This is a genomic window from Streptomyces sp. NPDC020597, from assembly GCF_044335095.1.
In the GTDB taxonomy this organism is placed as follows: domain Bacteria; phylum Actinomycetota; class Actinomycetes; order Streptomycetales; family Streptomycetaceae; genus Streptomyces.
Genome location: NZ_JBIRUL010000002.1, coordinates 454743 through 478135, shown reverse-complemented (window position 1 = coordinate 478135; position 23393 = coordinate 454743). Strand labels below are relative to the sequence as shown.

The window sequence follows — 23393 nt, the reverse complement described above, 5'->3', positions numbered from 1 at the left end:
ACAGCGCGGGCCGGCGGGCCGCGGACAGCCGGTGTCAGACGTCGTCGGAGGGGCCGCGGCGGCGCAGCCGGTGCACGGCGGCGCCGAGCGCGCCGGCGATCAGCAGACCCCCGGCGGCCAGCGCGGGGACGGAATCGGTGAAGGCGCCGCCCGCACCGGCCCGTACTCCGTGGTCGACGCTCGCGGGCGGGCAGTCGGCGGGCGACGCGGCACCGCGGGGCTGCGCCTCGGGCCGGCCGCAGGGCGGTGCGGTGCGGCAGCCCGCGGGGTGCGGCTGCGCGGCGGTCAGGGGCTGCGGGCAGGGCCCGGCGGTGGAGCAGGACGCTCCGGCTGCCGGTCCGCACGGCGGGGCCGGGGTGCGCGCCACGTCCAGGGTGGCGCTCCACGGCTTCCCCGGCCCACCCGGCGCGGCCGGGCAGGTGCCGTCGACGGTCCAGGCGGCGTCCGGTCCGACCGCGTCGGGACTCACCTCGAGCTCGGCGGCGGGGGCGACGACGGCGGTGCCCCGGTAAGCGGCGTCCGCCTGCGCGTCGCCACCGGGGACCTTGGTCAGTTTGACTGCGCCGTCGGCGAAGGCCTGCGAGGTGGCCTCCAGGGTCTCGGGCGCGGCGGCGCCCAGGGCGCCGCAGGAGACGGACACGGTGACGCTGCCGCCCGGGGCGACGCTGCCGGGGCTGACCTCCGCCGACGGGTCGGCCGCCGCTGCCGGTCCGGCGGCGACCAGCACGGCACCGGCCACGGCGAGGGCGGAGAGGAAGTGGGCGGTGCGACCCATGGGACGGCTCCTTCGGCCGGTGACAGCGGGGCGGGGCTTTCCTGCCCCACCGCCATCACAGCCCGGGAGATCGCCGGCCGCGCGCGGCCGGACGCCATTGGCGGGACGGGCGGCCCCCAAGCGGGTGACGCCGCCCCGCCCTGGCCGTCGCCGCGGCGATTTCTGCAGCGCTTCCCGAAGCAGCTTCTGCAGGGGGCTACGCAAGGGCTTCTGCAAGGGTTTCTGCAACGGCCGCTACGGCCGTCTCTACAGCGGCTCCTGGGACGGGTTTCTCAAGCGGTTTCCGCAGCCGCGCTCCCCCAGCGGTTTCTCAAGCGGTTCCCGCAACGGTTTCTCACACGGTTCCCGCAGCCGCTCCGCCAAGGTTTCGAAAGCGGTTTCCGCAGCCGCTCCCGCGCGGGCTTCCGCAACGGTTGCTTCAGGGGTTGCTGAAGGGGTTGCTTCAGCGGTTCATGCAGCGAAGCTTGCGACAAGGGTTACTCCGGCGGCTCCGGCGGTTCCTGCAGCACCTGTTCCCGCAGCCGGTCGCAGCACCGGCTGATGAGGCGGGAGACGTGCATCTGCGAGATGCCCAGCTGTTCCGCGATCCGGCTCTGCGTCATGTCCCGGTAGAACCGCATGTAGAGGATCGCCCGCTCGCGCTCGGGCAGGGCGGCGAGCCGGGGCCTGACCGCCTCCCGGTCGACGACGATGGCCAGCGCCGGGTCCGTCGCGCCCAGCGCGTCGCTCAGCGAGTACCCGCCCTCGCTGCCGGACAGTTCCGCGTCCAGGGACAGGGCGGAGAAACTGTCGAGCGCCTCCAGACCGGTGCGGACGTCCTCCTCGCTGAGCTGCGCGCGTTCGGCGATCTCGGCGACGGTGGGACCGCGTCCGGAGACGGTCTGGGAGAGGTCCTGTCCGGCGATGCGCACCCGGTTGCGCAGGTCTTGCACCCGGCGCGGCACGTGCAGGGTCCACATGTGGTCGCGGAAGTGCCGCTTGATCTCGCCGGTCACGGTCGGCACGGCATAGCTCTCGAAGGCGTTGCCGCGCGCGGGGTCGTAGCGGTCGACGGCCTTGACCAGGCCGAGGGCGGCGACCTGGCGAAGGTCCTCGTGGTTCTCGCCGCGGTTGCGGAACCGTCCGGCGAGGCGGTCGGCCATCGGCAGCCAGGCCTCGACGATCCGGTCCCGCAGCGCGTCGCGCCGGGGTCCCGCGGGCAGGGCTGCCAGTTCACGGAAGGCGTCGGCGGTGTCGGGGGCGTCGTCGTGCGGGTGGCGCCTGGTGTTCGTTCGGTTCGACATGGGGTACAGCAACTCCCTCTGACGTGCTCGGGATCGGCCGGGTCGCAAGAGGCGACAGCGGCTCGACCGGGCCTGCCGGGGGCCGCGCGGCGCGGCGTTCCCACGGAGGTGCCTCCGGTCCGAAGCACTGAGGCTGCGCCTGCCCGCGACGCCCGCCTCCAAACACCGTGCAGGTTTTGCCGCCGGAGTCCGGGTCACCCGTCACGCCTCGGACCGGTGCACGAGCACTGCCCCGTGACCATGTCCCCGCCCAGCCCAAGTCCCTGTCCGCGCCCGCCTCCACACCCGCTCGACACTCGCTCGACACACAGCTCGCCACCCACCTCCCCACTCACCTTCACACCCGTTTCCACGCCCGCCCCGAGACCCGGCGGGCGTGGTTCCCCGGCCCCGGGAGGCCTCTTCCATGAGCGTCAGAGTCTCCGATCACGTCCTGCGACGGTTGCGCGCCTGGGGGGTCGAGCATGTCTTCGGGTACCCCGGCAGCGGCCTACGCGGGCTCCTCGCGGCCTGGGGGCGGGCCGGGGACGAGCCGCGGTTCGTGCAGGCGCGGCACGAGGAGGCGTCGGCGCTCCAGGCGGTCGGCTACGCCAAGTTCAGCGGGCGGCTGGGGGTGTGCGCGGCGGCCTCGGGGCCGGGGGCGGTCCGTCTCCTGAACGGTCTGTACGACGCGAAGCTCGACCGCGTCCCGGTCCTGGCGATCATCGGCACGACGGACGAGGTGACGGACGGGACCGCGAACGGGTCGTCGGACGGGTCGGCGGACGCCACGGCGTTGGGCGGCGGCGGCCGGCGCGGGGTGGACCTGCACTCGCTGTTCGGGGACGTCGCCTCGGAGTTCATGGCGACGGTGACCGTCCCCGAAGAGCTGCCGGACGTCCTGGACCGGGCGATCCGTACGGCGTACGCCCGCCGCTGCCCGACCGTGGTCGTCATCCCCGCGGACGTCCAGGATCTCGTCCACGAGGCCTCCGAGGACGAGTTCACGACGGCGGCGTCCGGCCCGGACCGGGGCGGCCCGACGACCGTACCGCCGCCCTTGCCGGCCGACGTCCCGTCGGACGAGTCCCTGCGGCAGGCGGCGGAGATCCTCAACTCCGGTGACAAAGTGGCGATCCTGGTCGGCCGGGGCGCCGCCGGGGCCCGCGCGGAGGTGGAGCGGATCGCCGCGCTGCTGGGTGCGGGCGTGGCGAAGGCGCTGCTCGGCAAGGACGTCCTCAGCGACGAACTCCCCTGCGTGACGGGGGCGGTCGGTCCGTTGGGCACCCGGCCCTCCTACGAGCTGATGCGCGACTGCGACACGCTGCTGACGATCGGATCGTCCTTCCCGTACGAGCGGTACCTGCCGGGGCCCGACAGGGCGCGCGGCGTGCGGATCGACGTCGATCCACGGACGAACGAGAGGCGCCATCCGCACGAGGTGAGCCTGGTCGGCGACGCGAAGGAGACCCTGCGGCGGCTGATCCCGATGATCCGGGGCGCGGAACGCGGCCGCGAGTGGTCCGACACCGTCCGCGCGAACGTCCGGCGCTGGGACGAGGTGTCCGAGCGCCGGGCCGGGCTGTCGGCGGATCCGGTCAACCCCGAGTACGTGGCCCGGGTCCTGGACCCGTTGCTGCCGCCCGACGCGATCGTCGCCTGCGACTCGGGCTCGGTGGCGACGTGGTTCGCCCGCGGCCTCAGGCTGCGGCCGGGCATGCGCGCGTCCCTCTCCGGCACGCTCGCGACGATGGGCTGCGCGGTGCCGTACGCCATCGGCGCCAAGTTCGCCCACCCGAACCGGCCCGCGATCGCCCTGCTCGGGGACGGCGCCATGCAGATGAACGGGCTCGCGGAGCTGGTCACCGCCGCCCGCTACCGCGACCGGTGGCGGGATCCGCGGCTCGTCGTCGCCGTGTGGAACAACCGCGAACTCAATCAGGGCGCCTGGGAGATGCGTGCCGTGGAGGGCGCTCCGTCCTTCCTTCCCTCGCAGCGGCTGCCGGACGTGCCGTACGCGCAGTTCGCCCGTTCTCTGGGACTGACGGCGGTGCGCGTGGAGCGGCCCGAGGACGTGGCGCAGGCCTGGCGGACGGCCCTCGACGCGGACGGGCCCGCTCTCGTGGAGTTCCTCACCGACCCGGCCGTGCCGCCGCTCCCGCCGCACACCACCTGGGAGCGGCTGGAGGCCACGGCCGCGTCGGTCCTCGCCGGCGATGCCGAGGGGGGCGCGGTGATCCGGCAGGCGTTCAAGGCGAAGCTCCAGGAGTTCCTGCCGGGGCGCGAAACGGGCGACGACCGCCCGTGACCGACGAGGCCGGCGTGACGCACTGCGGCCACGGGGCGGCGGACCGGCGGACCGCCGGATCGGCGGATCGGCGGACGCTACGCCGTCTGCGGGTGCGTCAGCCGACCGAGCAGGTCGTCGAGGGTGACGATGCCGGAGAGCCGGCCGGCGCCGTCGCGGACGACGGCGAGCGAGGCGCGGCGCCGGCGCAGTTGCTCGATGGCGTGGCTGATCGTGTCCTGCTCCGTCAGTTCCGGCAGCGGACGGGCCAGGTCGCGGGCGGTCGCCGATCGTCCGCGGGCTCGGGCGATGAGCGCGTCACGCGCGTGCACCGAGCCGACGACGCGGTCCCCGTCACGCACCAGCAGGCGGTTGCGGTCGTGGGCGGCGGCCAGGGCGAGGATCTCCTCGGTGCCCGCCCGGGCCGGCACCGAGGTGATCTGCGCGGCGGGCACCTGGAGGTCGCTCACCGGATTGTGCGGCTGGGTGAGCGAGCTGGTGAGCAGCCCCGAGTCCGTATCGCTGATCAGCCCGAGCCGGTGCGACTCCGCGACGAGACGGGTGAGCTGCTCGCGGTCGTGGACGGCGGTCAGCTCGTCGCGTGGCGTCACGCGGCACAGTCGTACCAGCGCGTTGCTCACCTTGTCGAGCAGACCGATGACCGGCCGTACGGCCTTCACCGCGGCGCGGAAGGCGGGCGAGAGCAGCATCGCCGATCGCTCCGGGTGGGCGATGGCCCAGGACTTGGGCGCCATCTCGCCGAGCACCATGTGCAGGAAGACCACCACGATCATCGCCACGGCGAACGCGATCGCGTAGCTCAGTGAGGCCGGCAGGCCCAGTTCGTGCAGCAGGGGGTCGAGTTCGTGCGAGATCGCGGGCTTGGAGACCGAGCCGAGTCCCAGCGTGCACACGGTGATGCCGAGCTGGGCGCCGGCCAGCATCAGCGACAGCTCTCGCATGCCGGCCAGGGCGGCCCGGGCGCCGCGCCGCCCCTCGGCCACGGCCTTCTCCACACGGTGCCGTCGGGCGGCGACCAGCGCGAACTCGGCGGCGACGAAGAACCCGCTGCCGATCAGGAGCAGCACGGTGACGAAGAGCGCCATCGGGAAACTCATGCCTGCTCCTCCCTCTCGTCCACCTGCTCGTGCGCCTGCCCGTCCGATCGCTCGATCCCCAGGCGTTCGGTCCCCACGCGCTCGATTCCCAGGCGCTCGATCCGTACGCGCTCGGGCACGTGCCTGTTCAGCGTGCGGACGTCGATGACGGCGCGGCCGCCGTCCGGCAGCTCGACGGTGACACGGTCGCCGATGGTCGGGAAGCGGCCCAGCCGGTCCACGATCAGACCGGAGACGGTGTCGTAGTCCTCCTCTGCGGGCAGCTCGACGCCGGTGGCGTCGGCCACCTCGTCGAGCCGGCGGCCGGCGTCCACCAGCCAGCCCTCTCCGTCGGCGATGGCGAGTTCGGTGACGGTGTCGGACTCGTCGACGATGTCGCCGACCAGTTCCTCGGCGATGTCCTCGTAGGTGACGATGCCCGCCACGCCGCCGTGCTCGTCGAGGACGACCGCGAACTCGTCACCGCGCTCACGCATCTGCTCGACCGCGTTCGGGAGCGGCAGGGTGTCGGGCAGCAGGAGCGGACGGCGGGCGAGCGTGCCGGCGGCGGTGGCGGTGAGCAGGCCGGCGGGCAGACGCGTCAGCTCGCGCACGCCCAGCACGCCGGTGACGTCGTCCGGGTGGTCGCCGAGGACGGGGTAGTTGGAGTGCCCGTGCACGCCGATCAGGTCGATCGCGTCGGCGGCACTGGCGTCCTTGCGGACGAAGACGGCGTCCGCGCGCGGCACCATCACCTCGTCCAGGGTGCGTTCGGAGAAGTCCAGCGCGTGGTCGAGGAGTGCGGCCGTGTCCTCGGGCAGTACGCCCTGCTCGTGGGACTCGCCGATGAGGTGGCCGAGCTCCTTCAGGGTGGCGCCGTGGTGCAGTTCCTCGACGGGCTCGATGCCGACCGCGCGCAGCAGCCTGTTCGCCGCGCCGTCGAAGACGCGCACCACCGGGCCGACGATCTTCAGGTACGCGATCGTGGAACCGGCGAGGGACTTCGCCAGCCGTTCGGGCACGGCGATCGCGAGGTTCTTCGGGGCCAGCTCGCCCAGCACCATCTGGACGACCGTCGCGCCGCCGAAGGCGATCACGACGGAGGCGGCCGAGACGGCGGCGTCGGGCAGAGCCAGGCCGGACAGCGCGGGCTCCAGGAGCGCGGACACGGACGGTTCGGCGACGAAGCCGACGACCAGGCCCGTCACGGTGATGCCCAGTTGCGCGCCCGACAGCATGAACGACAGCCGCTCGAGCACCGTCAGCGCGCGGGCGGCCTTCCTGTCCCCCGCTTGCGCCTCGCGGGCGAGGGCGAGCCGGTCGGCGGAGACGTAGGCGAATTCCTGGGCGACGAAGTATCCGGTGCCGGCGGTCAGCACGAGGACCGCCAGCAGGCCCAGCACGGCGCTCGTCACACTCACGCGGCATCACCGCCCTGCCGTGCGCGGCGCGGTGACCGGGCGTGACCGGATGACCGGGGATCGTGCCCCGAGGGGTCCGTCGACGTGGCGGACAAGCGTTGCTCTCCTGAAGTAGCGGTGTGCTGGGAGAAACGACCGTGACCGCGTCCGAGTTCCCGGCGCCCGGGAAGGCGGTATGGCGGCAAGGCGGTAAGGCCGGAAGGTTCATGCGGTTCGCGTCACGGCCGACACTGTCCCGTGCTCCCGCGCTCCCGCGCTCCCGTGCTCCCGCCTGCTCCTCGCGGGACTAGGCCGTGTTCCGGACCGTGCCGACGGCCCTCAGCGTGCGTAGCGCCGCGCCCTTGAGGGCGGGGTGTTCGCGCACCAGCCGGTGGGCTGCCCGTAGCGGCTCCCGGCGGAGCCAGTGCAGGGCGGCGCCCGGGCCGGACGTGCGCAGTGCTCCTTCGTGGACCATGAGATCGCCGGTCTTGAAGGAGTTCTTGTAGGCGGCCTCGCCTCTGCCGAAGTCGACGAGACGGATGCCGGACGCGGCGGCCGCCTCGATCATGCGCAGGTAGAGGATCCTGCCCGGGGAGAAGGTGGCGACGCCGCGGTCGTAGGAGGGGAACCAGCAGGACAGGACCGTGCGGGAGCGCAGGCCGAAGTGGGCGGCGACGGGCCTGTCGCCGGCGTAGAGCACCGAGAGGTCGCCGCGGCAGTGGGGCGAGTCCGCGGCGGCGAGCAGGGCGATGAGCTGGCTGATCCACGGCTGGGTGAAGGGGTCGCGGCGGCCGGTGCGCCGGTAGTGGGCGGACTTCCAGCCGACGAGGGTCCGCAGGGCCGCCGGGTCGCGTTCGCCGTGGACGAACCGCAGCGGGCCGAGGTGCCGGGCCAGGCGGCGCTCCTGGGCCCGGGTCGTCTTCAGCAGGCTGCGCGAGTGGGCGCGCAGGTAGGTCTCGTACGCCGCGAATCCGTGGGCGAGGTCGACGACGGGGGACGCGAACCGGCCCGTCGCGTACGGCAGGAAGAGGTCCTGGCCGTTCTCGAGGTGGTTGAACTCCCAGGCGTTCAGGGAGCAGGCGCGCATGAGGTGGTGCGGGTCGAGGAGCGTGTCGTCGGGGTCCAGGACGGCGCCCTGGCAGTCGGACACCCCGAGGCCCACCGCTCGGCCGTGGCCCCATCGGCCCCGCTGGTAGGGGAAGAAGCCGACCGCCTGCCGCTTGCGGCGCAGCACCGCCACCCGGGCGTCGCGGCGCACCCGGCCGATGGCCTGCGTGAACTCGGCGCTCATGAAGGGGTTGGCGGGTGCGGCGGTCGTGGCGCCCCGGAGTTCGTTCCAGCGGGCGAGGTCGCCGGGGGTGAGGTCGCCGGCGTGCACGATGTCGATGCGGGGGGTCGTCATGGGCGTCATGGGGGGTCCCTGGGTTTCTGGTTCGCGGCGAGAGGGTCGTCCGCCGGGGCCGTGCGAGGCGCGCGGCGGGGTCGGACATGCGGGGGGGGGGGAGGGGTTCGGCGCGACGGCGTGCGGGGACGCGTCGCGTGTGTGCGGCACAGGTCGGGGTCCGGCAGTGTTAGGGAGGGCCCCGCCTGCCGGACGCGCCGGTGAGCAGCACTTCGGAGAGGCACCGTTCGTCGGCGGGGCGGGCGCCCGGGAGGCGGCTCGGGTCCCCGGCCGGGGACGTGGCCGTCCGCGCGGACAGCAGGGCGCGCAGGCGGCGGAAGAGGCTGCGCAGACCCGACTGGACCCGGCCCGGGAGCCGCAACCGCGAGCGCGCCGCGGCGCGCAGCGCGCAGACCGTGACCAGGGTCATCGCCAGGTGGATCGCACCGCCCGCGCCCTCGTGGAGCGTCCCTTCGGCGGGGCCGGGGCCGGCGGCCGTGAAGGAGAACCAGCAGCACGCCGCGACCTGCGCCGACACCATGGCGCCGAGGTCGGACAGCAGGGCGCCGGACCCGGCGGCGGCCGGCCGCAGGAGGGCGACCGTGAAGAACACCAGGGCCGCCACCAGACAGGCGGCGAACGAGGCGGTGCACGCGAAGACCAGGTGGTAGCCGGCGGCGGCCAGGGCCGTCGTGGTCGCGGCCAGGCCGACGGCCGACAGCGCTCCGGCGCCGGCCGCGCCGTCGGCGTGCGGGAGGCCGCGGCAGGCGAGCGGGAGCGGGTGCACGGTCATGTCCCGTCCATGGTCGAGGAGACACGCGTGCCGACGGTCCGGAACGGCGAAACCGCCGGGGGCGAACGTTCGGGCGACCGGTCACGTCTGCGGGTGAAGCCGGACGGACACCGGGTGAGAAGGACAGAGGTGCTGACGGGACGGGCCGGCCGTCAGCCGTCCTGCCGTGCCGCCGCGTCCTGGCCGGCCGCCGCGTCCAGGAGAGGGCGCAGTTCCCGCGTCACGGCCCGCAGGGCCCGTACGTCGTGCTCGGCGCGGGCGATGAGAAGCGCGCCCTCCAGGGAGCTGATCATGAGGGTGGCGAGCGCGCCGGACCGCTCCTCGGGCACGCCCATGTCCGTCAGCGCACGGGCCACCGGCTCCGTCCATGCGGCGAACGCGGCGGCCGCGGCCGTCCGGCTGGACTGCGCGGTACGGGCGCAGTCGACGGTGGCGGCCGCGACCGGGCAGCCTCCCGCGAAGCCGACGGCCTCGTACTCGTCCGTCCACTGCCGGACCATCTCGGCGAACAGGGCGCCGGGCGTCGGCTCGGGCAGGGCGGCGAGGAAGCGGGCGACCCGGTTGCCCGCGTACCGGCCCGCCCAGCCCACCGCCTCGTTGACGAGCTGCTCCTTGCCGCCGGGAAAGTAGTGCTGGAGCGAACCGCGGGGCGCTCCCGCGTGGGCGGCGACCTCGCGCATCCCGGTCGCGGCGACACCGTCGCGCCGGATCAGCTGTGCGGCACTGAAGACCATCCGCTCGCGCGGTCCGCGCTCGGACACCGCCATCGCCCGCCTCCCACGCCCTGTCGTCCGGCTCCGCCTCGGCCCCACCCTATGACCGGCGTCATAGAACCGGCTACTATGACCGCTGTCATAGTCAGCGGCGGCAGGGGCGCGGGCGGCAGCGGTCCGTGGCGGCGGTCCGCCCTGCGCCGCCCGGCGGAAAGCGCGGTGCATCGTGGACGACGTCGGATCCGCCGGTCTCGCCGGCTTCATCGGCCTGGGGGTCATGGGGCAGCCCATGGCGCTCAACCTCGCCCGCGCCGGTGTCCCCCTCGTGGTGTGGAACCGCACCGCGGGCCGGTGCGACCCCCTGCGCGCCGCCGGGGCGGAGGTCGCGGCGGGTCCCGGCGGGGTCTTCGCCCGGGCCCGCACCGTGATCCTCATGCTGGCCGACGAGAACGCGGTGGACGCGGTGCTCGCACGCGGCACGGCGGAGTTCGCGGCGCGCGTCGCCGGGCGCACCGTCGTGCACATGGGCACGACCTCGGCCGAGTACTCGCACGGTCTGCAGGAGGACGTCCGGGCCGCGGGCGGCCGCTATGTCGAGGCCCCGGTCTCCGGCTCCCGCGTCCCCGCCGAGCGGGGCGAGCTGGTGGGGATGCTGGCGGGCGACCCGGAGTCCGTGGCGGCCGTGCGGCCGCTGCTCGGCCCGCTGTGCCGGGAGACCTTCGTCTGCGGGGCGGCGCCTCAGGCCCTGCTCATGAAGTTCTCGGTGAACCTGTTCCTGATCACGCTGGTCACCGGCCTCACGGAGGCGTTCCATTTCGCCGACCGGCACGGGCTCGACCGGCGTCTGTTCCGGGACGTCCTGGACGCGGGCCCGATGGCCAGCGCCGTCTCCCGGACGAAGGCGGCCAAGCTGCTGACCCGGGACTTCAGCGTGCAGGCGGCCGCCGCCGACGTCCTGAAGAACAACCGGCTGATCGCCGACGCCGCCCGCAGGACCCGGCTGGCCTCACCGCTCCTCGACGTCTGCCACGCGCTGTACGGCGAGGCCGTCGAGCAGGGGCACGGGGGCGAGGACATGGCGGCCGTCCTGCACGCGCTCGAGGCCCGGACCACAGGCGGCACCGGAGCGGTCCACGGGGCCTGAGCCTCCGGGGCCGGGCGGGAGGAGGAGCTGCCGGCGTTCGGTGAGGCCGTGTCGGCCTCGTGTCCTCGGGTACGCGGTGCTCACCCGACGCGGCCGCACACGGCCGTCGGCCGGGTCGGGCGTACGGCGGACGGTCGTGCCCCCGAGGGACGCGGACCAGGCCGCGAGGACACGGAAAGGACGTGGGAAACCATGCGCATCGCGTTTCTGACGGCGCCCGAGGGCGTCGAGCAGGTCGAGCTCACCGATCCCTGGCAGGCGGCGGTCGACGCAGGTCACGAGCCCGTCCTGGTGTCGACCGAATCCGGCAGCATCCAGGCGTTCAACCATCTCGACAAGGCGGACACGTTCGGCGTGGACGAGGTCGTGGGCGAGGCGTCCGCGGACTCCTTCGACGGCCTGGTCCTGCCCGGCGGCGTCGCGAATCCGGACGCCCTGCGCTCCGACGACAAGGCCGTGGCGTTCGTCAAGGACTTCTTCGACCAGGGCCGGCCGGTCGCCGCGATCTGTCACGCGCCGTGGACCCTCGTCGAGGCGGACGTGGTACGGGGCCGGGTGCTCACCTCGTGGCCGAGCCTGCGGACGGACATCCGCAACGCGGGCGGCACCTGGGTGGACGAGGAGGTGAAGGTCTGCGACCACGGGGCCGGCAAGCTGGTCACCAGCCGCAAGCCGGACGACCTCGAGGCGTTCTGCGAGACGTACCTGCGCGTGTTCGCGCAGGAGACCGGCTGAGCGGGCCCGACGCACCTGGGCCCCGGCCGTACGAACCCTGGCCGTACGCACCTTGGCCGTACGACCCGGGCAGGTCCCGGCCGGGGCTCAGGCTCCGCCGGGGCCCCTGCCGCTCACGCCCGGACCCCTCGTGCCGCCCGGGCCCGTTGCGCCCGGCCCCCACTTGCCGACGGGCGTGGCCGCGGGCTCGGGCTCGCCGGCGGCCCTGGTCCCGGCCGGGGTCCGGCGGGCGCCGCCGTTCGACCCCGCGCCGCGTTCCCTGGCGCCGTCGCGGGTGCGCCCCGGGGAGACGAACCGGCGCGGGTTGCGGCGCAGATACTCTCCCTCCAGCTGGGCCATGCGGTCGTTGTGGGCGCGCAGGGCGTCGTTCGAGCCGTGCAGCAGGGTGTCGTGGCGCGTGCGGTGGATCGTCTCCAGCTCTTTCATCAGCTGCTGGTCGTCCAGCCGGTCCGGGTCGACTCCGGTCATCGTGGTGCCCCGCTCGTCGTGTGCGTCCATGCGGTCCGGGTACCCCGTCCGGGAGCGGTGCCAGCACTCCCCGGCGGCGGGACCCGGGAGGGAACCGGGGAGCTCGTGTCTCTGCCTCCACTGTACGAACATTCCGGCCCCCGGGCCTCCGTGCGCACCGGCGCCTCGCGCGTGCGGGCCGCGTGGGCTACCTTGCGCGCTCCACGCGCCGCTCGTCCCACACGGGCTCCGCGGTCTCCCGGACCCGGCCGTCGCTGCCGAAGACCAGGTACCGGTCGAAGGAGCGGGCGAACCACCGGTCGTGCGTGACGGACAGGACGGTCCCCTCGAAGGCCTCAAGACCCTCCTGGAGCGCCTCCGCGGACTCCAGGTCGAGGTTGTCCGTGGGCTCGTCGAGGAGCAGGGCCGTGACGCCCTGCAGTTCGAGCAGCAGGATCTGGAAGCGGGCCTGCTGTCCGCCGGAGAGGCGGTCGAACGTCTGCTCCGCCTGCTGGGTGAGCTCGTAGCGCCGCAGCCGGGACATGGCCGCACCCCGGTCCTGGGAGTGTTCGCTCCACAGGATGTCCAGCAGGGTGCGGCCCAGCAGCTCGGGATGGGCGTGGGTCTGGGCGAAGTGCCCGGGCACCACCCGCGCGCCGAGCTTCCACTCCCCGGTGTGCGCCACGGTCTCACCGGCCAGCAGCCGCAGGAAGTGCGACTTGCCCGAGCCGTTGGAGCCGAGGACGGCGACCCGCTCGCCGTAGAACACCTCCAGGTCGAAGGGCTTCATCAGGCCGGTGAGCTCGAGCCCCTTGCAGGTGACGGCCCGCACGCCGGTGCGGCCGCCCTTGAGGCGCATGGTGATGTCCTGCTCGCGCGGCGGCTCGGGGGGCGGTCCCGCCTCCTCGAACTTGCGCAGCCGGGTCTGGGCCGCCTGGTAGCGGGACGACAGCTCATGGCTGATGGACGCGGCCTGGCGGAGGTTCAGCACCAGCTTCTTCAGCTGGGCGTGCTTCTCGTCCCACCGGCGGCGCAGTTCCTCGAAGCGGGCGAAGCGTTCGCGGCGGGCCTCGTGGTAGGTGGCGAAGCCGCCGCCGTGCACCCAGGCGTCGGCGCCGGCCGGCCCCGGTTCGACGGAGACGATCTTCTCGGCGGCGCGGGAGAGGAGTTCGCGGTCGTGGGAGACGAAGAGGACCGTCTTGCGGGTCTCCTTCAGCCGCTCCTCCAGCCACCGCTTGCCGGGCACGTCCAGGTAGTTGTCCGGCTCGTCCAGCAGCAGCACCTCGTCACCGCCGCGCAGCAACGCCTCCAGCACGAGCCGTTTCTGCTCACCGCCGGAGAGGGTCCGCACCAGACGGAACTGGGCCTTGTCGTAGGGGATGCCGAGCGCGGCCGTGGTGCACATGTCCCACAGCGTCTCGGCCTCGTAGCCGCGCACCTCGGCCCAGTCGGAGAGGGCCTGCGCGTACTGGAGCTGAGCGGCCTCGTCGTCGACGGTCATGATGGCGTGCTCGGCCCTGTCGACGGCCTGCGCCACCTCGCGCAGCCGGGGCGGGGCGACGGACACCAGCAGGTCGCGCACGGTCGTCTCGTCCCGCACGGAGCCGACGAACTGGCGCATCACGCCCAGGCCGCCCGAGACGGTGACCGTCCCGCCGTGCGGCTTCAGCTCACCCGAGATCAGCCGCAGCAGCGTCGTCTTGCCGGCGCCGTTGGGCCCGACCAGGGCCACCACCGCGCCTTCGCCCACCCGGAAGGACACGTCGCCGAGCAACGCCCTCCCGTCGGGGAGGTAGTACTCGAGGTGCGCGGCTTCCAGGTGTCCCATGGTCAGGCATTCTGCGGGCCGCCCCCGACCCGCGGCAAACCGAATATCCGCACCGCCCACGCGGTCCGTGCGCCGCCCACGCCTTGTCCATATGGCGAAACGAAATGTCTCACCATACGAGCGGCAGCGTACGGTAGCGACGCCGGGCACCCGGTTCGCCGAGCAGCCGAGAAGGGGTACAGCCATGCCGAAAGCGCAGGAGACCGCCGTCTACACGCACGGACACCACGAGTCGGTGCTGCGGTCGCACACCTGGCGGACCGCCGCCAACTCCGCCGCCTATCTGCTCGGCTCCCTGAAGCCGCACATGAAGATCCTCGACATCGGCTGCGGCCCGGGCACCATCACCGCCGACCTGGCCGCCCTCGTCCCCGACGGACACGTCACCGGCGTCGACCACGCGCCCGGCGTCCTGGAGCAGGCCCGCGCCACGGCGGCCGAACGGGGACTCGCCAACGTGGACTTCGCGGTCGCCGACGTGCACGCGCTGGACGCTCCCGACGACACGTACTGCGTCGTCCACGCCCATCAGGTCCTCCAGCACGTCGGCGACCCCGTCCAGGCGCTGCGCGAGATGCTGCGCGTGACCAGGCCGGGCGGCTACGTGGCGGTCCGCGACTCCGACTACGCGGCGATGACCTGGCATCCCGCCTCGCCCGGCCTGGACGACTGGCTGGACCTGTACCACCGGGTCGCCCGGGCGAACGGAGGCGAACCGGACGCCGGCCGCCGGCTGAAGTCATGGGCGCTGGCGGCCGGGTTCACCGACGTCACGGCCACCTCCGCCACCTGGACCTTCAGCACACCCGAGGAGCGGGCCTGGTGGAGCGGCCTGTGGGCCGACCGCACGGTCGCCTCGGCGTACGCGGAGCGCGCCACGCAGGGCGGTCACGCGACCGCGGAACAGCTGCACGCCGTGTCACGGGCCTGGCGGGAGTGGGGGCGGCGGGAGGACGGCTGGTTCGCCGTGCTGCACGGAGAGATCCTCTGCCGCAAGGCCGCCTGAACAGCGGAGGGGCGCCGCCGCGCGGCCGCCCGGCTCTCCCGGACGGCTCATTCCCTGGGAAGCAGCGGTCCCAGCGGCCCGAGGTCCAGGTTGAGGTCCTCGGGCCGCAGACCGTAACGCTCGCGCAGCTCGGTCATGCGCTCGTCGAGCAGCATCAGCGTGAGCCCGATGCGCTCCTCCTGCTCCTCGCTCAGGTCCCCCGTGTCGAAACGGCGCACCGCCTGCCGTTCCATCAGCTGGCGCAGCAGCTCCACGACGGTCAGGACGAGCTTGACCAGATCGCGCTCGACGGTGTCGGGCTCGAGGTCGACCCGGTGGCTACGGTCCGTCACAGCAGATCCCCCCAGGGCGCCGGCACGTTCTCGTTCACCGAGCTGATCAGCGCGTTGAGGTCGATGCGGACGAGGTCGACGTCCGCGATGCGCAGGGTGATGTCCCCCGTGATGACGACCCCGCCGGCCAGCAGCCGGTCCAGCAGGTCGACGAGGGCGACCTCGCGCCGCTCCACGACGGTCATGCGCCCTCCCCCGGTCCGCCGGCCCCGACGTCCTCCGTCATGTCCACGAAGGAATAGGCCGCCCACGGGCCGGTGAGCTCCACCCGTATCCCGGGCTCCTCGCCCTTCGTGCGGTCCACGATCTCCACGAACTCCTCGGACTGCGCGCGCGGCACCAGATAGGCGGCGTTCAGCACGTTCTGCCCGGACACCCCGGAGAGCGCGGGATTCTGCGGCGGATGGAGGCGGGCGTCCTGGGCGTGCGCGGACAGCGTCGCGTGCAGCCGCGCCGCGAACCGCTCGGCGCGCTGCCAGGTGTCCTCCTGGGCCCGGGCGCTCGTGCGCCGCTGCCTGAGGTAGTCACGGCCCGAGACGGGCCTGGCCGCCGGCTCGGGCTCCCGCGTCTGCGGCTCGACGTACACCTTGACGCCCCACTCGACCCGCCCGTCGAGCCGGTCCAGGGTGCGCAGGAAATCCTGCTCGTGCTTCTCCATCATCACGCGGACGGCGCTGTCGTCCCGGAAGACGGTGGCGAGCCGGAGCGGCAGGGGCGTGGTGACGGCCGTCAGCGCGTCGACGACCTGCTGGTGGGCCCTGGCGGTCTCGGTGAGCCAGTCCAGGTCCTCCAGACGGCGGCGGAGCGGCTCCTCCGAGAAGTCGCGCTCCGGCACATGGCTCACCACGGCGATCAGGCCGTGGTGAGCCAGCAGCCGGGGCGGATCCCCCGCCACGCCCGACAGGGCGGCCTGCAAGGGCGCGCCGAGCGGGCGGCAGACGGCGTACACGTAGCGCAGTCCGGTCACGAGGGCTCCTTCCGGGCGTTCCCACGGGCCTCACGCGGAGCGTCCCGCCGGGGTTTCTGCCGGGGACGGGCCGCCTCCAGCTCCTCCAGCTCCTCCGGGTCGGCCAGCTCCTCCAGCCGGGCCAGCCGCTCGCGGAGCTCGGCGTTCTCCCGCGCGAGCTCCTTGCGGCGGGCGCCGGAGGACAGCGCCGGGTCGTCCTCCCACCAGTCGATCCCCATCTCCTTGGCCTTGTCGACGGAGGCCACGATGAGCCGCAGCTTGATGGTGAGCAGTTCGATGTCGAGCAGGTTGATCCGGATGTCGCCCGCGATCACGATGCCCTTGTCCAGGACTCGCTCGAGGATGTCGGCCAGGTTGGCTCCGCCGCCCTGGCCGTACGGCTCCGGCATCCGGCTCGCCATGGTCATCGACGACTCCTGCGCTTGTCGTCCACGTCCTCGTCCTCGGGCTCCTCCTCGTCGTACTCCTCGTACTCGTCCTCGGCGTCCGCCGGCTCGCCGCCCTCTTCGGCTTCGGGCTGCTCCTCGTCGTCCGCCTCGTCCTCGTACTCGTCGTCGGCCCCCTCCTCGGCCTCGGCCTCGTCGTCGTACTCGTCCTCGGCGTACGGGGCGTCCTCGTCGCCCTCCTCATCGTCCTCCCGGCGGGCGTCCTCGGCATCCCGCGGCTCGTCGTCGTCCTCGACGTCGCCGTCGTCGGCCCGGGCCTCGGCGTCCTCGTTCTCGTCGTCGTCCCGGTTCTCCTCCTCCTCGGCCATCGCGTCCTCGTGGGAGGTGACGACCTCGCCGTCGCGGATCTCCCCGCGCCAGCTGTCCTCGGCCTCCCCCTTGATGGTGATGAAGCGGGCGAAGTTCTTCAGGTCGAGACGCGCACGGCGGCCCTGGGCACGCCAGATGTTGCCGGTCTTCTCGAACAGGCCCGTGGGGTAGTACTCGATGATCAGCAGAATCCGGGTGAGGTTCTCGGCGAGCTCGTGGAAGGAGACGACACCCTTCGTGGTGCCCTTGGCGCCCTCCGACGTCCAGGCGATCCGGTCGTCCGGCACCTGTTCGGTGGTCTTCGCCTTCCAGCTGCGGTTGGACCAGAAGACCTTCGCCTGCCAGTCGCTCGTGGTGTCGTCGGCGCGGTTCGCGCTCTTGACGCCCTTGGCGAAGGTGCTGAAGTCCTGGTACTGCGTCCACTGGTCGTAGGCGGTGCGCAGCGGCACACCGACATCGATCGTCTCCATGATCACGGTCGGCTTCTTGCCCGCGCTCTTCTTGCCCTTGCCGCCCTTGCCGCCACCGAGGCTCTTGAAGGCGCCGGTGACCTTGTCCTTGGCCCGTGAGGCGCCCAGTTCCAGCGCGGAGCGCAACGGCCCCTTGCCCTCGGCGAGCTTCTTACCGCCGTCGAGGGCGAGTTTGGCGAAGCCGGGGCTGTTGCCCTCGGCGATGTCGTTGAGCTTGGACGTGGTGTCGCCGAGCTTGTGGCCGACGCCGGTCAGCAGGCGGGTGGCCTGGGCGGCGAGGTATTCCTGCACCTCTTCCTTGAGCCGGTCGGCGGCCTCGCTGTGCGCGATGCCGGAGAGCGGGCCGCCGTTGCCGCCCGCCGCCTCGCCCGCGGCGTCGGAACCCGCGGACGTCGCGGACCTGGCGGATCCGAGGGTCTCGGTCATCGGTCACCGCCTCCCTTCGGCCGCCGGGACCGGGACGTGGCGCCCGAGGCGGTCTTCGCTGCGGTCCGCGTGCCCGTCTTCCCGGACGACGCGGTCTTCTTCGCGGCCGACGTGCGGGCCGGGGCCTTCCTGGCGGGCGCCTTCTTGGCCGGTGCCTTCTTCGCCGGCGCCTTCTTCGCCGTCTTCTTGGCCGGCGCCTTCCTGGCCGCGGTCCTCCTCGGCGGCGCCTCCTCCTCGTCCTCGTCGTCCTCTTCGTGGTCCTCGGCTTCGTCGTCCGCAGCCGTGTCCTCCGCGTCCTCGTCCCCGGCGGCGCCGGTGCCGTCCTCGTCGTCCTCGTGGGCGTCCTGAGGCTCGTCGTTCTCGTCGTCCGCCTCGTCGTCCGCGCCCGGCACGACGCCCTCGAGCTGGTCGCGCACCTCGGCGGTGCGCCCGTGCAGACGGTCGGCCAGAGCCTCCATCTGCCGCTCGACCATCGCCCCGGAGGCGGCCTTGCCGACGCCGCGCAGGTCGGTGCGGAGCTGGTCGCCGATCTCCTTGAACTGCGGGTTGTCCCGCAACTGCTGGGACACCAGGTCGGCGATGCCCTTAGGTGTGAGGTTCAGCTTCTTGCCCGCCACCAGCGAGCCCACCGCCAGGGCGAGTTTCAGCTTCCTGGTACGTCCGAGGAGATACCCGGCCCCTATCGCGAGGCCCATTCCCGTTCGGTTCATCCTGCCCACCCGTCGTCCGTTCCCGCGCTTCTGCGCGTCGCGATCTCCATCCGGTCGAGGAGTTCGTCCTCCTGCCGGTCGAACTCCTCCTCCGTGATCTCACCGGCGTCCAACCGCTCCTCCAGCCGGGCGAGTTCAGCCCGAACGGTGCTCGGGTCGTAGTAGATCCGCTCGGCCTCCTTCAACACCTGGCCGATCACCCAGCCGCTGCCGCGGACCGGGGCGAACGGAAGAAGGAGCACCTCTGAGATGAGTCCCATGACACGCCTACTCCCCGGTGGCGCCCGCGGGTTCGGGTTCGGCCGGACCGGGCTCCACGAAGCTGTACGGCGGCAGCGGTCCGTTGACCCGCACCTCGAGATGCGGGCGGCCCTTGCGGAGTTCCTCGGCTGCCTCCAGGAACCCGGCCGCCGCGTCGCGGTCCACCAGGAAGGACACGTTGACCAGCCAGCCCGTGGACTCGGGGCCCACGCTGACGTGCGCGGCGAGCGGCTCGAGCTGCTGCCGCACGTCCGCCGCGTCCTCGGCCTCCTTGGCCTTGACGGCTGCGGCCACCATCTCGCCGAGCTGCAGCCGCTGTTCGTAACTGCCGCCGCCGGACTGGCGGTTGGCCTCGGCAAGGCCCCGCAGCTCGGGGCTCTCGGCCATCACCTGGTGCAGCACCGCCTCCTCGACGTGCGAGGCCTTGACGTTGTACTCCACCCGGCCCTCGAGGACGTCCAGCCGCTCCTTGTAGTGCCCGGCGCGCTCGGCGAGGACCCCGGTGACGGAGCTGTCGTCGGGCGCCACGCTGCCGAACCGCATGGGCAGCACGCAGCCGCCGGCGCCCGCCTCGGCGAGCACGGTCTGGTGGGCGAGCAGCTCCCTGCGCTTGGGCCGCAGCCCCTCGGGGGCGTCGCTGACGATCGCCGCCAGCTCGCCCTCGGTCAGGACGCGCACCGGCAGCGGCGGCTCGCCGACACCGGCCAGCCCGTCGGGAAGGGCGGGGTGTGACCGCGCGACGATGCCGTAGACGTAGGTGCTCACTCCTGCTCCTCCTTCCGGCGCGTGGAGGAGGTGCTCTTACGGGCCCGGGGCCTGGCCTCGCGCTCGCGCTCCGGTGCGGAGTCGTCGCCACGGGCCTGCTTGAACGCGTCGGATATGGTCTCCGCCGCGCCGGACAGCGCGCCCTTGGACTTGCCGCGCGCCCCGGACTCGGTCATCTCGCCGACCAGGTCGGGCAGGCCCGGGTCCTTGCGCGGCCCTGCCTCGAGGTCGAGCCGGTTGCACGCCTCGGCGAAGCGCAGATAGGTGTCGACGCTGGCCACCACGACCCTGACGTCGATCTTGAGGATCTCGATGCCGACCAGGGACACCCGCACGAACGCGTCGATGACGAGACCCCTGTCGAGGACGAGCTCCAGCACGTCGTAGAGGCCGCTGGAGCCGCCCCCACCGCCGGTCTGTTGTGCCGGGACAACGGTCATGTCTACCGCGCCTCCTTGTCTGGAAGATCTTGAAGTGGATGGTCGGACAGCAGTTCGGGCGGGCGGCCTAGCGACCGCCCTGCCGATGTGCGTCGGCCCGCCCGCGCTCGTAGCGGCGGACCCGTCGGTAGCCGGTGAGCTGTCCTGCGGAATCGAGGTCGACCTGGTAGCTCGCCATCAGGCTCATCGTGTCGGGCACCCGGGCCAGCTCCATGACCTCGATCTCCAGGGCCCAGCCGTCCTCGGTCTGCTCGAAGGACGAGACGCTCTCGGCGGTCATGCCGGTCAGCTCCGCGAGCTGGGCGCGCGCCTGGCGCAGCACGTCCATGGGGCCCGGCCGGTCGTCTGCCACGTCGTCTCCGCCTTTCCCGTGCCGAGGAGCCTTCGGCCTGTCCGGGCTCCTCGAACCGTCAGAACTGTTCGAACTCTGTGAGCTGTGTGAGCTGCGTGAGCTGTGTGAACTGCGTGAATCACCTGAAGAGCGTGAAGTATCCGTATCGTCCCGATCGCGCGAGCCTTCGGGATCACGAGATCTGTGTCTGTGTGCCGGTGATGTGTTTTTCGTGTTCACGATGGCCACCTCTTCCTCCGGGTGGCCGGAACTCCCCTGGCCAAACCTTCACGAGCCCCGCAGTGCGTCGAGGCGGCGCCGGGCGGGACCCAGCGCCCGCCCCCGCCCAGACGTCCCGGACCAGGGCCGCGTGCCGGCCTGCTCGACGGCGTCGGCGATGGTCCAGCGGCGCGGGCCGAGCTCGGGGTCGTCGAGCTGCCCCCAGCTGATCGGCGTGGCCACGGGCGCCCCCGGCAGCGCGCGGACCGTGTAGGGGGCCACGGCGGTCTGTGCGTACCCGTTGCGCTGGACGTCCAGGTAGAGCCGCTCCCCGCGGTCCTTCTTGCGGGCTGCCGTGGTCAGCCGGTCGGGATGCTCGGCGGCGAGCAGCTCGGCGACCTCCCGGGCGAATCCGCGGACCCCGTCGAAGTCGTCCTGCCCGTCGACCGCGACCACGACGTGCAGCCCCCGCGAGCCCGTCGTCATCAGGTCGGCGGGCAGCCGCAGCTCGTCGAGGAGCTCGCGCAGCCGGACGGCCGCCTCGCGGACGGCGGCGAAGGAGGAGCCGTCCGCCGGGTCGAGGTCGAAGACCATCAGGTCGGGGCGGTCGGCCCGGTCGGACCGCGACAGCCAGCGGTGCAGGGTGAGACAGGCCTGGTCGGCGAGGAAGGCCAGCGTGGCGGTGTCGTCGCACACGGTGTGACAGACCGTGCCGCCCTCCTTCGCCAGCTCCACCCGCGTGATCCACTCCGGGTAGTGCTCGGGCGTGTTCTTCTGCATGAACCGCGGCCCGTCGACGCCGTCCGGATGCCGCTCCAGCATCAGGGGGCGGCCGCGCAACTGCGGAAGCAGAAACGGGGCGACGTCCCGGTAATAGGCGACGAGGTCGCCCTTCGTGTACTCCTTCGCGTCCCCGTCGCCCGGGAAGAGCACCTTGTCCGGCCGGTGCACCTCGAGGGTGCGGCGGCCGGCGCGCACCGTGTGCACCCGGTCGCCGCTCACGGCGTGATCGCCTGCTCCACCAGCAGCCGTGCGGACGCGGCGATCGACTCGGCGTCGATGCCGGCGGCGTGCAGCTGCTCCGCCGGGCTCGCCGAACCGGGCATCGTCCGGACGGCGAGCCGCACCAGGCGGGGCACCGGGCGGCCGTCGAGGAAGGCGTCGAGGACCGCGTCCCCGAGGCCGCCCTCGGCGTGGTGGTCCTCCACCGTCAGCAGGCAGCCGGTCTCCTCGGCGGCCCGCCGCAGCGTGGCCCGGTCGACCGGCTTGACGGAGTACAGGTCGACGACCCGGACCGCGATGCCCTCGCCGTCCAGCGCCTCGGCGGCCTTCAGCGCCTCGTGCACGGTGACGCCGGCCGCGACGATCGACAACCGGTCCCGCTCCGAGGAGCGCAGCACCTTGCTGCCGCCGACCGGGAACTCCTCGTCCGGCCCGTAGAGGACCGGCGCGGCGCCGCGCGAGGTGCGCAGGTAGCGCACGCCGTCCAGGCCCGCCATGGTGGCCACGAGCCGGGCGGTCTGGTTGGCGTCGCACGGGTACAGCACGGTGGAACCGTGCACCGCCCGCATCATCGCCAGGTCCTCCAGGCCCATCTGCGAGGGGCCGTCCTGCCCGATGGCGACCCCCGCGTGGGAGCCGACCAGGTTGACGCCGGCGCCGCTGACGGCCGCCATGCGGATGAAGTCGTGGGCGCGGCTCAGGAAGGCCGCGAAGGTGGAGGCGTACGGCGTGAGGCCGCGCGCCGCGAGGCCGACCGCGGCGGCGACCAGCTGCTGTTCGGCGATGTAGCACTCGAAGTAGCGGTCGGGGTGCTCCTTGGCGAAGTCCTCGGCGCGGGTGGAGTCGCCGACCTCGCCGTCGAGGGCGACGACGTCCTCGCGGGTGGCGCCGAGAGCGGCGAGGGCCTTGCCGAACGCGTCCCGGGTAGCCGCCTGATCGCCCTTCTGCCAGCGCGGCAGGTCGGGCTGCCCCGAGGGGACGGAGTGCAGTGTCCGGGCGTCGGCCGGCTCGTGCACGCGGACCCGCAGGTCGCGGACGCCGCCCAGTTCCTCGATCGCCTCGTCGGCGTCCGGCAGCGGCTTGCCGTGCAGGCCCTCACGGTCCTCGACGGAGGCCACTCCGCGGCCCTTGAGGGTGCGCGCGAGGATCGCGGTGGGCTGCCCGCTGGTGGAGACGGCCTCGCCGTACGCGCGGTCTATCGCGTCCACGTCGTGCCCGTCGACCTCGACCGTGTGCCAGCCGAAGGCCTGGAAGCGGCGGGCGTAGGCGTCCAGGTCGTGGCCGTGCCGGGTGGGGCCGCGCTGGCCGAGCCGGTTCACGTCCACGACGACGGTGAGGTTGTCCAGGTGCTCGTGGCCCGCGTGTTCGGCGGCCTCCCACACCGAGCCCTCGGCGAGCTCGCTGTCCCCGCACAGCACCCAGACGCGGTACCCGATGTGCTCCAGCCGCTTCCCGGCCAGCGCGATGCCGACACCGACCGGCAGGCCCTGGCCGAGCGATCCGGTGGCGGTCTCCACCCACGGCAACCGCTGCGGGGTGGGGTGCCCCTCGAGCCGGCTGCCGAGCTTCCGGAAGGTCAGCAGTTCCTCGTCGTCGACGGCTCCGGCGGCCTTGTAGGCGGAGTACAGCAGCGGGGAGGCGTGGCCCTTGGAGAGGATGAAGCGGTCGTTGCCGGGGTGGGCCGGGCGGTCGAAGTCGTAGCGGAGGTGGTGGGCGAGGAGGACGGCCATCAGGTCCGCGGCCGACATCGAGGACGTCGGGTGCCCGGACCCCGCGGCGGCGGACGCGCGCACGCTGTCCACCCTCAGCTGCTGTCCGAGTTCGACGAGTTCGGCGGATTCCATCGG

General features: G+C 73.2%; 24 protein-coding genes and 1 pseudogene. 4 read left to right on the top strand and 21 right to left on the bottom strand.

What is annotated here, in order from left to right; genetic code table 11:
- Positions 1-34: 34 nt before the first annotated feature.
- Positions 35-775: a hypothetical protein gene (locus ACH4ZA_RS05700; protein WP_398428179.1), complete on the bottom strand. Its 741-nt coding sequence runs from the start codon at positions 773-775 to the stop codon at positions 35-37.
- A 476-nt stretch (positions 776-1251) separates the two neighbouring features.
- Positions 1252-2058 (bottom strand): RNA polymerase sigma factor SigF, encoded by an 807-nt coding sequence (locus tag ACH4ZA_RS05695; protein ID WP_398428177.1) that lies wholly within the window; start codon positions 2056-2058, stop codon positions 1252-1254.
- A 406-nt stretch (positions 2059-2464) separates the two neighbouring features.
- On the opposite strand from ACH4ZA_RS05695, the gene ACH4ZA_RS05690 reads away from it, so the two are divergent.
- Entirely contained in the window at positions 2465-4345 is a 1881-nt protein-coding gene (locus tag ACH4ZA_RS05690) for a thiamine pyrophosphate-requiring protein (RefSeq protein WP_398428175.1), read from the top strand.
- 77 nt (positions 4346-4422) lie between these two features.
- On the opposite strand, the gene ACH4ZA_RS05685 is transcribed toward ACH4ZA_RS05690, so the two are convergent.
- The 5 genes from ACH4ZA_RS05685 to ACH4ZA_RS05665 form a co-directional block, all read right to left on the bottom strand.
- Entirely contained in the window at positions 4423-5442 is a 1020-nt protein-coding gene (locus ACH4ZA_RS05685; RefSeq protein ID WP_398428173.1) for a hemolysin family protein, read from the bottom strand.
- Entirely contained in the window at positions 5439-6842 is a 1404-nt protein-coding gene (locus ACH4ZA_RS05680; RefSeq protein WP_398428171.1) for a hemolysin family protein, read from the bottom strand. The genes ACH4ZA_RS05685 and ACH4ZA_RS05680 overlap by 4 nt, the downstream gene beginning before the upstream one ends.
- Positions 6843-7128: 286 nt before the next feature.
- Entirely contained in the window at positions 7129-8223 is a 1095-nt protein-coding gene (locus ACH4ZA_RS05675) for a GNAT family N-acetyltransferase (protein WP_398428169.1), read from the bottom strand.
- 169 nt (positions 8224-8392) lie between these two features.
- On the bottom strand, positions 8393-8995 hold the full coding sequence (locus ACH4ZA_RS05670; RefSeq protein ID WP_319277816.1) for a hypothetical protein: 603 nt from the start codon (positions 8993-8995) through the stop codon (positions 8393-8395).
- A 152-nt stretch (positions 8996-9147) separates the two neighbouring features.
- Entirely contained in the window at positions 9148-9762 is a 615-nt protein-coding gene (locus tag ACH4ZA_RS05665; protein ID WP_398428167.1) for a TetR/AcrR family transcriptional regulator, read from the bottom strand.
- 172 nt (positions 9763-9934) lie between these two features.
- Here ACH4ZA_RS05665 and ACH4ZA_RS05660 point away from each other — a divergent pair, with 172 nt between their 5' ends.
- Positions 9935-10852, top strand: coding sequence for an NAD(P)-dependent oxidoreductase (locus ACH4ZA_RS05660; RefSeq protein ID WP_398428165.1), 918 nt, complete (start codon positions 9935-9937; stop codon positions 10850-10852).
- A 192-nt stretch (positions 10853-11044) separates the two neighbouring features.
- A complete protein-coding gene (locus ACH4ZA_RS05655; RefSeq protein ID WP_398428163.1) occupies positions 11045-11587 on the top strand; it encodes a type 1 glutamine amidotransferase domain-containing protein in 543 nt (180 codons plus the stop codon).
- 225 nt (positions 11588-11812) lie between these two features.
- Here the strand turns inward: ACH4ZA_RS05655 and ACH4ZA_RS05650 are convergent.
- Together ACH4ZA_RS05650 and ACH4ZA_RS05645 are read right to left on the bottom strand one after the other, a co-directional pair.
- A pseudogene (locus ACH4ZA_RS05650) lies at positions 11813-12085 on the bottom strand (DUF6158 family protein); the annotation flags it as partial.
- A gap of 157 nt (positions 12086-12242) precedes the next feature.
- Positions 12243-13862, bottom strand: a complete 1620-nt coding sequence (locus ACH4ZA_RS05645) for an ATP-binding cassette domain-containing protein (protein ID WP_319277821.1) — start codon at positions 13860-13862, stop codon at positions 12243-12245.
- Positions 13863-14046: 184 nt separating this feature from the next.
- Here ACH4ZA_RS05645 and ACH4ZA_RS05640 point away from each other — a divergent pair, with 184 nt between their 5' ends.
- Entirely contained in the window at positions 14047-14868 is an 822-nt protein-coding gene (locus ACH4ZA_RS05640; protein WP_319277822.1) for a class I SAM-dependent methyltransferase, read from the top strand.
- A gap of 47 nt (positions 14869-14915) precedes the next feature.
- Here ACH4ZA_RS05640 and ACH4ZA_RS05635 read toward each other — a convergent pair whose 3' ends face one another.
- The 12 genes from ACH4ZA_RS05635 to ACH4ZA_RS05580 form a co-directional block, all read right to left on the bottom strand.
- Entirely contained in the window at positions 14916-15200 is a 285-nt protein-coding gene (locus ACH4ZA_RS05635; protein WP_319277823.1) for a gas vesicle protein K, read from the bottom strand.
- Complete coding sequence (locus ACH4ZA_RS05630) at positions 15197-15385, bottom strand: gas vesicle protein (RefSeq protein ID WP_266725677.1); 189 nt, start codon at positions 15383-15385, stop codon at positions 15197-15199. The genes ACH4ZA_RS05635 and ACH4ZA_RS05630 overlap by 4 nt, the downstream gene beginning before the upstream one ends.
- Positions 15382-16167, bottom strand: a complete 786-nt coding sequence (locus ACH4ZA_RS05625) for a GvpL/GvpF family gas vesicle protein (RefSeq protein WP_398428159.1) — start codon at positions 16165-16167, stop codon at positions 15382-15384. The genes ACH4ZA_RS05630 and ACH4ZA_RS05625 overlap by 4 nt, the downstream gene beginning before the upstream one ends.
- Positions 16164-16574, bottom strand: coding sequence for a gas vesicle protein (locus ACH4ZA_RS05620; protein WP_319277825.1), 411 nt, complete (start codon positions 16572-16574; stop codon positions 16164-16166). The genes ACH4ZA_RS05625 and ACH4ZA_RS05620 overlap by 4 nt, the downstream gene beginning before the upstream one ends.
- Complete coding sequence (locus ACH4ZA_RS05615) at positions 16571-17818, bottom strand: SRPBCC family protein (RefSeq protein WP_319277826.1); 1248 nt, start codon at positions 17816-17818, stop codon at positions 16571-16573. The genes ACH4ZA_RS05620 and ACH4ZA_RS05615 overlap by 4 nt, the downstream gene beginning before the upstream one ends.
- A complete protein-coding gene (locus ACH4ZA_RS05610; RefSeq protein ID WP_398428157.1) occupies positions 17815-18528 on the bottom strand; it encodes a DNA primase in 714 nt (237 codons plus the stop codon). Before ACH4ZA_RS05610 ends, ACH4ZA_RS05615 begins: the two co-directional genes overlap by 4 nt.
- Entirely contained in the window at positions 18525-18788 is a 264-nt protein-coding gene (locus ACH4ZA_RS05605; RefSeq protein ID WP_398428155.1) for a gas vesicle protein GvpG, read from the bottom strand. Before ACH4ZA_RS05605 ends, ACH4ZA_RS05610 begins: the two co-directional genes overlap by 4 nt.
- 7 nt (positions 18789-18795) lie before the next feature.
- On the bottom strand, positions 18796-19554 hold the full coding sequence (locus ACH4ZA_RS05600) for a GvpL/GvpF family gas vesicle protein (protein ID WP_319277828.1): 759 nt from the start codon (positions 19552-19554) through the stop codon (positions 18796-18798).
- On the bottom strand, positions 19551-19994 hold the full coding sequence (locus ACH4ZA_RS05595; protein WP_319277829.1) for a gas vesicle structural protein GvpA: 444 nt from the start codon (positions 19992-19994) through the stop codon (positions 19551-19553). Before ACH4ZA_RS05595 ends, ACH4ZA_RS05600 begins: the two co-directional genes overlap by 4 nt.
- 67 nt (positions 19995-20061) lie before the next feature.
- On the bottom strand, positions 20062-20565 hold the full coding sequence (locus tag ACH4ZA_RS05590) for a gas vesicle protein (protein ID WP_398428259.1): 504 nt from the start codon (positions 20563-20565) through the stop codon (positions 20062-20064).
- Between the two features lie 48 nt (positions 20566-20613).
- Positions 20614-21546 carry a non-homologous end-joining DNA ligase gene (gene ligD, locus ACH4ZA_RS05585; RefSeq protein ID WP_319277830.1) on the bottom strand — a complete coding sequence of 311 codons (933 nt, stop codon included), beginning with the start codon at positions 21544-21546 and terminating at the stop codon, positions 20614-20616.
- The gene (locus ACH4ZA_RS05580) at positions 21543-23390 is read right to left on the bottom strand and encodes a transketolase (RefSeq protein ID WP_398428152.1); all 1848 of its coding nucleotides are present in this window, start codon (positions 23388-23390) and stop codon (positions 21543-21545) included. The genes ligD and ACH4ZA_RS05580 overlap by 4 nt, the downstream gene beginning before the upstream one ends.
- Positions 23391-23393 lie beyond the last annotated feature (3 nt).